The following is a 9,706-nucleotide window of genomic DNA, read 5'->3' as shown; positions in this document are numbered from 1 at the left end:
AGCCGGCACGGTCAAGCCGCTGACCAACGGCCTGCAGTCGGCCGCCTTCCGCGCGGTGGACACCAGCCGCTCGCGCCTCGTCAACGGCGTGATGATCCAGCCTTGGCACCCGTTCACCCAGGCATCGATCCAGGCTGTGGTGCCCGGCCAGCCCATGCTGGTGCCAGTGGAGGTGTTCCCGACTGCGGCGCTGATCCGCGCCGGCCAGAAGCTGCGAGTGGCCATCAGCGCCAGCAACCAGGCACAAGGCATTTGGTCAACCGATCGCCAGGCCGAAGCCGATGGCAACGTCAGCGTCATCCTGAGCAGCTCGGCCTACCCCAGCAGCATCGTGCTGCCGGTGGTGCCGCGCAGTGCGCTCAAGTGATGAGCTCGGGCAGCGGGGGGCGACGCCTCCCCTGCCCGACAGGCAAACCACAAGCGCTCAGCGCACCCGCAGCATCGCCAACACCCCGCCTTTGCGCATGACGCGCCAGCCCAGCAGGGCCGCCAGGATGGCCGCGTACACGCCCACCTCGGCCAGGTCGTTCTTGGCGGCCTTCTTCAGGTAGAAGTGCAGCAGGCCCAGCAAAGCCACGGCGTAGACCAGCTTGTGCAGCGCCTGCCAGCGACGCCCACCGATGGCCCTGATCGCTGCGTTGAACGAAGTCAGCGCCAGCGGCAACATCACCACCAAGGCCATGAAGCCCACGAGGATGAAGTTGCGCTTGAGCACATCGGCCACGATGTCGTCGATCACCCAGCCCTGATCCAGCCACGCGTAAGTCAATGCATGCACCAGCGCATAGGTGAAGGCGGTGACACCCAGCGCACGCCGGTGCTTGAGCAAGCCTGGCAACCCAGCGAGGTCTCGCAAGGGCGTGATCAACAGCGTCAGCCACAGGAAACGCAAAGACCACTCACCGGTCTCCTTGATGAAGTGATCCACCGGGTTGGCGCCCAGCCTGTCTGCTGCCGCAGCCGCCACCAACACCAGCAGCGGCACCGAGCACACCAACCAGGACAGGGGCTTGGCCCAGGGCTTCATCAGCCAGCTGTTGAGGGTGTTGGCGAGATCGGATGCGGTGCTCATGGGTGTTGTGGTTCAGAAAAACTTGCGCAGGTCCATGCCTGCATAGAGTTGCCCCACCTGGGCTTCGTAGCCGTTGAACATCAGGGTGGGCTTTTTGGGTGCGAAGAACCCGCCTTCGCCGATGCGGCGCTCGGTGGCCTGACTCCAGCGAGGGTGGTCCACCTTCGGGTTCACATTGGAAAAGTAGCCGTATTCCTGCGGCCCCGCCTTGACCCAGCTCGGGGTGTTGGGCTTTTCCAGCAGGCGAATGCGCACGATGGACTTGGCGCTCTTGAAGCCGTACTTCCAGGGCACCACCAGGCGCAGCGGCGCGCCGTTCTGGTTGGGCAACACCTCGCCGTACAGCCCGAAGGCCATCAGCGTGAGCGGGTGCATGGCCTCGTCCAGCCGCAGGCCTTCCACGTAGGGCCAGTCGAGCACCGACGAGCGCACGCCTGGCATCTGCTTGGGATCGGCCAGCGAAACGAACTCGACGTACTTGGCTTTGCCTGTGGGCTCGGCCCGCTTGATCAGGTTCGCCAGCGAGTACCCCAACCACGGGATCACCATCGACCAGCCCTCGACGCAGCGCATGCGGTAGATGCGCTCTTCCATCGGCGCCACCTTGAGCAGGTCGTCAAGGCCCAGTTTCTGGGGCTTGCCGACCTCGCCATCGATCACCAGCGTCCAGGGACGGGGTTTGAGCGTGTGGGCGTTTTCGGCCGGGTCCGACTTGTCGGTGCCGAACTCGTAGAAGTTGTTGTAGGTGGTCACGTCACCATGGGGCGTGAGCTTGTCCATCACGTAGGCGCCAGGCACCGTGCTGCGCGTGGCCGGCAGGGCGGCGAGCTTGCCTGGGCGCTGCACCAGGCCTGCCTGCTGACCGGGCTGAGCAAGGGCTGGCCCATGGCCCAGGCCTGTGGCGGCCAGACCCGCGGCACCCATTGCCAGGCCCTTGAGCAGGTTGCGGCGGTCCTCATAGACGGCCCGAGGCGTGACCTCGTGCTCGGGCAGGATCAAACCGCTGTCGGGGTGAAGCGTGTGGCGAGAAGTGCGGATGAAGGCCATGTCGGGCTCCGTGGGGCTGAGTGCCCTTGTGTCGCATCAGGCTGGTGGAACCTGACAGGTTCCGGAGCGAAGATTTTGCGGGAGCCCGCCTGCCCCGCAGGCGGAGCAGGTCATTCGGGGTGCCAGCTCAGGGCTGGCCGGCAGGAGCCGCCGGTGCACCCGAGGCCTCCGAAGCCTCGGTCACGAAAGCGATGCGCGTCAGCCCCGCCTTCTGCAGAACACCGATCAACTGCGCCACCCGCTCATAAGGCACGACCCGGTCGGCACGCAACTGCACCTCGGTGTCGGGCTTGGACTTGGCTTGCGCCTGGACCTGTGCCTCCAGCGCGGCCGCGTCGACGGCCAGGTCGTCCAGGTGCGTGCGCCCATCGGCCGTCAGCGCGATCGTGATCACCGCAGGCGGCACCGGCGGAGGGGCCTGGGCTTCGGCGCGCGGCAGGTCGAGCTTCAAGCGCGAGGTCATCATCGGCGCCGTGATCATGAAAATGATCAGCAACACCAGCATGACGTCGATCAGCGGCGTCATGTTGATGTCGCTCATGGGCTCACTGCCCTGTGGACGCTCCAGCCGACCGAACGCCATCGTGCTGCCTCAGCCTTCCTGGTGGTCGCGCTGACCACGCGGCTCAGGCGATCGCGCACCCATCAGCGCCTCACGCAGGTCGTGCGCAAAACCCTCGAGGTCGGCTTCACAGGCCGACACCAGCTTGCCGAACACGTTGTAGGCCAGCACGGCCGGGATGGCCACAGCCAGGCCAGCGGCCGTCATGATCAGCGCCTCGCCCACCGGACCGGCCACCTTGTCGATGCTGACCGAGCCTTCGTTGGCGATGCCCATCATCGCGTGGTAGATGCCCCAGACGGTACCGAACAGGCCCACGAAGGGCGAGACCGAGCCCACCGACGCCAGCAGCACCTGCCCGGCCTTGAGCCGCTGCATGACCTCGTGCAGGCTGTCGCGCAGGCGACGCGTGAGCTGGGCCTCGGGCAAGGCGCGGGCTTCCATCGTGCCGGCGGCCACGGGCTCTGCCGCGGCTTCGACCAGGGGCAACAGCACCTGCTCACGGTCCAGGTCTTTCAAAGCCAGGCGCGCCGACGGCAGGTCAGCCGCACGCCAGAAGGCCTGCGCGCCCAGCACCAGGTCACGCCTGGCTCGGGTGAGCATCCAGCCCTTCCAGAAGATGACCACCCAGGCGCCGATCGACATGATCAGCAGCATGACGGCCACCGCACGACCGATGGCGTCGCCTTGCACCCAGTACTGAATCAGGCTGTCCATGGTGCTTCAGTGGCTCACTTCAGACCCAGCACGTCGTCCATGCCGAACAGCCCGTGCGGCTGACGCGCCAGGAAACGCGCGGCACGCAGGCTGCCCTGCGCGTAGTGCACGCGGCTCGATGACTTGTGCGTGATCTCGATGCGCTCGCCGATGCCGGCGAACAGCACCGTGTGATCGCCCACCACGTCGCCGCCGCGCACGGTGGCAAAGCCGATGGTGTTGGGGTCGCGCTCGCCCGTCACGCCTTCGCGGCCGTAAACGGCGCAGGTCTTGAGGTCACGCCCCACGGCCTCGGCCACCACCTCGCCCATCTTCAGGGCGGTGCCGCTGGGGGCATCGACCTTGTGGCGGTGGTGGGCCTCGATGATCTCGATGTCGTAGCCGTCCTTGAGGGCCTTGGCGGCCTGGGCCAGCAGCTTGAAGACGACGTTCACGCCCACGGCCATGTTGGGCGACAGGACGATGGCAATGTCGCGCGCGGCATCTTCGATCTCGGCCTTCTGCTCGGGCGTGAAGCCGGTGGTGCCGATGATGACCTTGACGCCCAGCTCGCGGCAAACCTTCAGGTGCGCCAGCGTGCCCTCAGGGCGGGTGAAATCGATCAGGTACTTCGCGTCCTTCAGGCCGGCATGCAGGTCATCGGTGATGACCACGCCGCTGCGCGAACCCATGTAGGCCGTGGCGTCGATGCCCAGCGCAGGGCTGCCCGCGATGTCGAGGGCGCCCGCGAGGCGGGTATCGGGCGACTGCAGGACCGCCTCGATCAGCATGCGGCCCATGCGGCCGGATGCCCCGGCGATGGCGATGGCAAGGGGCTCGGAGGCGGAAGTCGGGGTGGCGCTCATGCAGAAATCCAGTGGCAGAAGTTCAGGTTCGGTGACAGGGCCAGCCGCTCAGGCGGGCAAGCGGGCTCAGCGGCTGCCAGCTTCCAGCGGGGGGTAGTCGCGGGCGGCGCCTTGAGGTGCTTTGCGAATCACCTCGGTCTTGGGCGGCACAGGCAGCGCAGCGACCTGCTCGGGCGTCATTTGCAGCTTGGGCTCGTTGCCACCCAGAGGGCGGTCGATGGCCGCGACGAATTCGCGCTCGGAGGGCAAGGCATCGGTTTCAAAGCGCTCGACCACGTCATTGCGGAAGAACACCGTCACGCGTCGCTGCTGATCCGGCACACCCTGGCGGCGGATGGTGAAAGCGTAGTCCCAGCGATCGGCGTGAAACGGATCGGCCAGCAATGGCGTGCCCAGGATCTCGCGCACCTGCAGTCGGCCCAGGCCAGGCTGGACCTGCGCCATCACCTCCTGGGTGACGACGTTGCCCTGGACCACGTCGATGCGGTAAGGCGTCAGCAGGCCAAAAAGCGTTTCCGGGTTGCTCAGGCTGCCGCAGCCCGACAGCAAGGTGGCGGAGGCCAGGACCAGGGCAGCACGGCGAATCGGGGTCGGCATCATGGGCAGAGGTTGAACACCACGGAGGTGTCGGGTCGTTGAACAGAGCGCGAGCTCGGGTTTGGCGTCAGTGGCGTCAGGAATGGGCCGCCAGACAGCAGGGGTGAACCCCCGGTCAGGTGCGATCAAGGCGCCAACTCATTATCATTGGGCATTCTAGCGGCGGCCGCACGGGCCTGCCCGCACTGTGGAGCCCCCATGACCAACGTCGAAGAACTCAAAAGCAGCGGGCTCAAGGCCACCCTGCCACGCATCAAGATCCTGGAGCTGTTCCAGCAGTCCACCCAGCGCCACCTGACGGCCGAAGACGTCTACAAGCTGCTGTTGACCGAGGGCTCCGACATCGGCTTGGCCACCGTCTACCGCGTCCTGATGCAGTTCGAGCAGGCCGGCATCCTGGCGCGCAACCATTTCGAGGCCGGCAAGGCCGTCTTCGAGCTCAACGAAGGCAAGCACCACGACCACCTGGTCTGCGTCAGCTGTGGCCGGGTGGAAGAGTTCTTTGACGCCGAAATCGAAAAGCGCCAGCAGCAGATCGCCTCCGAGCGCGGCTACAAGCTGCACGATCACGCGCTGTCGCTGTACGTGGTGTGCAACCGCGAGGGCTGCTCAGGCAAGACCGCAGGGCACAAGGGCTGACCGCAAGCCTGCGGGCCGTTCGGCGTTCAGCGCCCCCTTGCGACAAACAAGCCGGCTTACCACAGCCGGCTTTTGTTTTCAGTGCCCGCCGCCGCGTTCCATCGCGCGCTGGTGGCGCTCGATGAACTCGCGGTAGGTGTCGATGCCGCGCAGCTGCAACACGGTGTTGCGCACGGCGGCTTCCACCAGCACGGCCAGGTTTCGACCGGCGTCCACCGCGATCACCGCCTTGCGAATCGGCACGCCCATGACCTCTTCGAACAGGGGCTCATAGGGCAGGCGCTCGAACTCGCGCTCCATGGTTTCCTTGCGCACCAGGTGCACGATCAGCTTGAGCCGCATCTTGCGGCGCACGGCGGTCTCACCAAAGATGGCCTTGATGTCGAGCAGACCGATGCCACGCACTTCCAGCAGGTTCTGCAGCAGCTCGGGGCAGCGGCCTTCGATGGCCGTGCGCGAAACGCGGTACAGATCGACCGCGTCGTCGGCGACCAGGCCGTGGCCGCGTGAAATCAGCTCCAGGCCGAGTTCGCTCTTGCCAAGGCCGGACTCGCCGGTCAGCAGCACGCCCAGCCCCAGGATGTCCATGAACACGCCGTGGCGGGTGATGCGCTCGGCGAAGTGCTGCGTCAGGTAGCTGCGCAGCACGTCGATGACGTGGCCGGCCGATTCGGCCGTCACGAACAGCGGGATGCCGGCGCGGCCGCACATGGCCACCAGCTTGTCCGAAGGCGGCACGCCATCGGCGACCACCACCACCGGCGGCTCCAGCGTCACGATGCGCTGGATGCGGCGCTCCTGGTCCTCGGGCGTCGAGTTGGTGAAATAGGCCGACTCGCGGCGCCCCACGATCTGCACCCGGTAGGGGTGGATGTAGTTCAAGTAGCCCACCAGGTCGGCGGCCGACTGAGCCGACTTGACGGCCTCTTCGTCGAAATGGCGCTCGGGGTTGGCGTGGCCGGCGATCCATTCCCAGCGCAAAGCAGCGCGGTTGGACTCGAACAGCGCTTCGGCGCTGATGATGGCGAGGTCTTTGAGGCTCACAGACGGTGCGGCAGCAGGTGCGGTGGCAGGCGATTTCCGGACATCATGCCTGAAGGCGGAACCGCCCTGGCGCTCAAGCCACCGACTTCAGTGGCTGCCAGCGCTCGATCAACTCGTGGACCTCGGCGGCCGTGCCTTCGGTCTTGAGCCGCTCGCGCAATTCGCGGTCGGACAGCAACTCGGCGATCTCGGAGAGGATTTCGAGGTGGCGCTGGGTGGCTGCTTCGGGCACCAGCAGGAAGATGAGCAGGCCGACGGGCTCTTCGTCGGGCGCATCGAAGGGGATGGGCTGGCTCAGGCGGATGACCGCAGCCAGCGGGTTCTTCAAACCCTTGATGCGGCCATGGGGAATGGCCACGCCATGCCCCAGGCCGGTGGAGCCGAGCCGCTCACGCGCGAAGAGGTTGTCCGTCACCGTGGCGCGCGCGATGGCGTGGTGGTTCTCGAACAGCAAACCCGCGTGCTCGAAGACGCGCTTCTTGCTGCTGGCGTCCACGTCCACCAGCACCTGGCTGGCGGGAAGGATGGCTGAGAGACGGTTCATGGTGTGACGCAAAGCGACTGTCGGGACGCCACCCACCGGGCGGGCAGAGGGCGGATTATAGGGACCTTCGGAGATTCTGCACCCTCTGCTGCACCGCAGCAAGACCCTGAATGACCGATGCCTCGCTGGCGCACCACACAAAGGGGCATGGCGCCAACTTTCGCCGATCAGGCGGCATTTGTTCCCATGAAAAACGGCCCCGAAGGGCCGTCAACTCGGTTTTGCCTGCGCTGGCGACCCGCAATCAGGATCGACCGAGGGGCTTCGGTGCCGAGTGCACCGACGCGGTTTGCTGGCGAGGGACTTCAGGACGCCATGTCCCAGGCGCCCGAGGCACGCTTGAGCGAGTCATGTTGGTGGTTCTGCACGCGGTCCTTGTGGCGGCAGACTTGTCGATCGAGCTTGTCCATCAGTTGATCGATGGCGGCGTAAAGGTCTTCGTGGGAGGTTTCAACGAAGATGTCCTTGCCCTTGACGTGGAGGTTGACTTCGGCCTTCTGGCGACGGTCCTTTTCCTTTTGCTTTTCAACGCTGAGCAAGACCGTGATGTCCACGACCTGATCAAAATGGCGGGTGATTCGCTCCAGCTTTGTGAGCACATACTCACGCAGCGAGGGGGTCACTTCCAGGTGATGGCCACTGATCGTCACATTCATACTGCCTCCTTTCGAGAGCAGAAACGTTGCACACACTTCAAGCACATCCGGTGGGCGCAAGGGACACTCGCTGCTGGCTGTCTGAGACGGGGCACCGAGGCCTCCAAAATCGTCAACCGGAAGACCAGTGTGCGCCCATCCGGCCGATGTGACAAGGGCGTGACACCAGCTTTTACATCGGGCTTCCACGGGGTGTGAACAAAGCTTTGAAACAGGTCAGAATTTCGCCGATCAGCCTGTTGTCAAACGCCGTTGTTGCACCCTGAGCCACCTCTGGGCGCCCGGCCGAATGCGCGCCCTTGATGGCACGACAATACGAGCCATGACAACGATTTCCCCTGCCCGCAACGTGGGCACCTGGCCGGTGGGTGGTTGGGCCCTGGCCCTGCTGGCCCTGGCGGCCCCGACACTCGTCGCACCGCACGACCCGCCCTCCGTGACCTTCTACAACCAGGCGCTGGCCGTGCTCGGCTGGGGCCTGTGGCTGAGCTGGCTGGGCGGACGCCCGAATGCCCCGCTGCAGGGGCCAGGTCGCACCGCTTTACAAGCACTCTGTGCGGTGCTGCTCACCCAGGCAGGCATGGCGTTGTGGGCGGGCGTGTTCAGCCCCTTGCCCTTGGGACTGGGTCTGATGGGCGGCGGCATGGCCTTGGCCGCGGCCTTGGCGGCCTGGTCAGGCTGGCGGGCCGGCGGCAGCCCCGAGCGCGACACGCTGTCGGCCTTCTTCTTTGGCGGCTTGGCCGTGGCCGGCGTCGCTGGCACCTTGCTGGCGCTGGTGCAGGTCTTTCACCCGGGTTGGGCAGACGGCCGCTGGGTCGCCATCCCGACCATGGCCGGCCGCGCGGTGGGCAACCTGAGGCAACCCAACCACTTCAGCACCCTGATGGTTTTCGCCTGTGTCGGCGTGGCCTGGCTGGGTGCACGGGGGCGCTTGTCAGTGGGCCTGGCCAGCGCCGGGCTGGCGGCCTTCATCGGCGTGATCGTGCTCACGGCGTCGCGCACCGGCATGCTGGCCATGCTGCTGCTGAGCGCCTGGGGCGTGTTCGATCGGCGGCTGCCCACGCGCTTGCGCCTGACCCTGGTGGGCGCTCCCGTGTTGTACGGCCTGGCTTGGGGCGGCATGTGGCTGTGGTCGCACGCCGATCAGTCGGTGGCGTTCGCGGCCGAGGCCCGCCTGCATGACGGCAGCGACATCTCCAGCTCGCGCTTCGGGATCTGGTCGAACGTGCTGAACCTGATCGCGCAGCAACCGTGGAGCGGCGTGGGCTACGGGCGCTTCAACTTCGCCTGGACGATGACGCCCTTCCCTGGCCGACCGGTGGCCTTCTTCGATCACACCCACAACATCCTGCTGCAGTGGGCAGTGGAGTTCGGTCTGCCGCTGGCCGTTTTGCTGTTGCTGCTGAGCCTGGCGGCCTTCGTGACGCTGGTGCGCCCAAACCGAGCTGTGGCTGACGACCAGGTGGGGCTGGCTGGGGCCGCGGCGGTGATGGTGGCAGCGGCCGGCCTGCACAGCCTGCTGGAGTACCCGCTTTGGTACGCCTATTTTCTGCTGCCGACGGCCTTTGCTTTCGGGCTGGGGCTGTCGACTCGGGCCGAGCCTGCGAGCTCGGGGGCCTCCGCGTCGATCGAATCCAGCTCGGGCACAAACCAACCCTCGTCCGTTGGCGCACTGGCTGGCCTGCTCATGGCCGCGCTGGGCATCTGGTGTGCGCTGGACTACCAGTCGGCGGCCAACATCTACGCGCCCAGGCCGTGCGCCCAGGCCTCGGCGACTCAACCCCAATGGTTGAGCCGCATCTGCCCGGCAGGCCTGCGCGAGCGCATCGACTTCGGTCGGCAAATGCCATGGTGGGGCCACCAGGCCGACTACGCCTGGGTGAACTTGCCCGACGACGACGAACCCAGCCTGCCGCCCGAAGCCTTCCGCCGAACCACGCACGTCCTGCTCGACGCTCGGCTGATGATGGCGTACGCGCGCTC

12 protein-coding genes are annotated in these 9,706 nt (G+C 66.3%); 3 read left to right on the top strand and 9 right to left on the bottom strand.

Annotation, left to right across the window (positions count from 1 at the left end):
* The coding region (locus tag B2W70_RS04830; RefSeq protein ID WP_286743405.1) for a CocE/NonD family hydrolase C-terminal non-catalytic domain-containing protein at positions 1-367 on the top strand (367 nt) is incomplete at its 5' end.
* Between the two features lie 57 nt (positions 368-424).
* Here B2W70_RS04830 and B2W70_RS04825 read toward each other — a convergent pair.
* The 6 genes from B2W70_RS04825 to B2W70_RS04800 form a co-directional block, all read right to left on the bottom strand.
* Positions 425-1,072: a sulfite oxidase heme-binding subunit YedZ gene (locus B2W70_RS04825; protein WP_286743402.1), complete on the bottom strand. Its 648-nt coding sequence runs from the start codon at positions 1,070-1,072 to the stop codon at positions 425-427.
* 12 nt (positions 1,073-1,084) lie between these two features.
* Complete coding sequence (gene msrP, locus B2W70_RS04820) at positions 1,085-2,119, bottom strand: protein-methionine-sulfoxide reductase catalytic subunit MsrP (protein ID WP_286743400.1); 1,035 nt, start codon at positions 2,117-2,119, stop codon at positions 1,085-1,087.
* Positions 2,120-2,246: 127 nt separating this feature from the next.
* Positions 2,247-2,660, bottom strand: coding sequence for an ExbD/TolR family protein (locus tag B2W70_RS04815; protein WP_349677436.1), 414 nt, complete (start codon positions 2,658-2,660; stop codon positions 2,247-2,249).
* 51 nt (positions 2,661-2,711) lie between these two features.
* Positions 2,712-3,398: a MotA/TolQ/ExbB proton channel family protein gene (locus tag B2W70_RS04810; RefSeq protein ID WP_286743396.1), complete on the bottom strand. Its 687-nt coding sequence runs from the start codon at positions 3,396-3,398 to the stop codon at positions 2,712-2,714.
* A gap of 14 nt (positions 3,399-3,412) precedes the next feature.
* Positions 3,413-4,243 carry a 4-hydroxy-tetrahydrodipicolinate reductase gene (dapB, locus tag B2W70_RS04805; RefSeq protein WP_286743393.1) on the bottom strand — a complete coding sequence of 277 codons (831 nt, stop codon included), beginning with the start codon at positions 4,241-4,243 and terminating at the stop codon, positions 3,413-3,415.
* A 66-nt stretch (positions 4,244-4,309) separates the two neighbouring features.
* Positions 4,310-4,840: an outer membrane protein assembly factor BamE gene (locus B2W70_RS04800; RefSeq protein WP_235513878.1), complete on the bottom strand. Its 531-nt coding sequence runs from the start codon at positions 4,838-4,840 to the stop codon at positions 4,310-4,312.
* Positions 4,841-5,038: 198 nt separating this feature from the next.
* Between B2W70_RS04800 and fur the strand changes: the two genes are divergently transcribed.
* On the top strand, positions 5,039-5,479 hold the full coding sequence (gene fur / locus B2W70_RS04795; protein ID WP_286743389.1) for a ferric iron uptake transcriptional regulator: 441 nt from the start codon (positions 5,039-5,041) through the stop codon (positions 5,477-5,479).
* Positions 5,480-5,557: 78 nt separating this feature from the next.
* Here fur and hprK read toward each other — a convergent pair whose 3' ends face one another.
* The 3 genes from hprK to hpf form a co-directional block, all read right to left on the bottom strand.
* Positions 5,558-6,523 carry an HPr(Ser) kinase/phosphatase gene (gene hprK, locus B2W70_RS04790; protein ID WP_058088446.1) on the bottom strand — a complete coding sequence of 322 codons (966 nt, stop codon included), beginning with the start codon at positions 6,521-6,523 and terminating at the stop codon, positions 5,558-5,560.
* Positions 6,524-6,596: 73 nt separating this feature from the next.
* A complete protein-coding gene (locus B2W70_RS04785) occupies positions 6,597-7,067 on the bottom strand; it encodes a PTS sugar transporter subunit IIA (RefSeq protein ID WP_286743387.1) in 471 nt (156 codons plus the stop codon).
* A gap of 305 nt (positions 7,068-7,372) precedes the next feature.
* A complete protein-coding gene (gene hpf, locus B2W70_RS04780) occupies positions 7,373-7,723 on the bottom strand; it encodes a ribosome hibernation-promoting factor, HPF/YfiA family (protein WP_058088444.1) in 351 nt (116 codons plus the stop codon).
* A 322-nt stretch (positions 7,724-8,045) separates the two neighbouring features.
* Here hpf and B2W70_RS04775 point away from each other — a divergent pair.
* Positions 8,046-9,706 (top strand): O-antigen ligase family protein (locus tag B2W70_RS04775; RefSeq protein WP_286743384.1); only part of this gene is annotated, 1,661 nt, incomplete at its 3' end.

The sequence above is a fragment of the Aquabacterium sp. UBA2148 genome (assembly GCF_002328915.1).
In the GTDB taxonomy this organism is placed as follows: Bacteria; Pseudomonadota; Gammaproteobacteria; order Burkholderiales; family Burkholderiaceae_C; genus Aquabacterium; species Aquabacterium parvum.
This window is presented reverse-complemented; position numbering and strand designations above follow the sequence as displayed.

What these genes read in the sequence shown, in the direction of transcription:
- B2W70_RS04825 (WP_286743402.1), bottom strand. Translation starts at nt 1,072, where the DNA reads ATGAGCACCGCATCCGATCTCGCCAACACCCTCAACAGCTGGCTGATG.
- msrP (WP_286743400.1), bottom strand. Translation starts at nt 2,119, where the DNA reads ATGGCCTTCATCCGCACTTCTCGCCACACGCTTCACCCCGACAGCGGT.
- B2W70_RS04815 (WP_349677436.1), bottom strand. Translation starts at nt 2,660, where the DNA reads ATGAGCGACATCAACATGACGCCGCTGATCGACGTCATGCTGGTGTTG.
- B2W70_RS04810 (WP_286743396.1), bottom strand. Translation starts at nt 3,398, where the DNA reads ATGGACAGCCTGATTCAGTACTGGGTGCAAGGCGACGCCATCGGTCGT.
- dapB (WP_286743393.1), bottom strand. Translation starts at nt 4,243, where the DNA reads ATGAGCGCCACCCCGACTTCCGCCTCCGAGCCCCTTGCCATCGCCATC.
- B2W70_RS04800 (WP_235513878.1), bottom strand. Translation starts at nt 4,840, where the DNA reads ATGCCGACCCCGATTCGCCGTGCTGCCCTGGTCCTGGCCTCCGCCACC.
- fur (WP_286743389.1), top strand. Translation starts at nt 5,039, where the DNA reads ATGACCAACGTCGAAGAACTCAAAAGCAGCGGGCTCAAGGCCACCCTG.
- B2W70_RS04785 (WP_286743387.1), bottom strand. Translation starts at nt 7,067, where the DNA reads ATGAACCGTCTCTCAGCCATCCTTCCCGCCAGCCAGGTGCTGGTGGAC.
- hpf (WP_058088444.1), bottom strand. Translation starts at nt 7,723, where the DNA reads ATGAATGTGACGATCAGTGGCCATCACCTGGAAGTGACCCCCTCGCTG.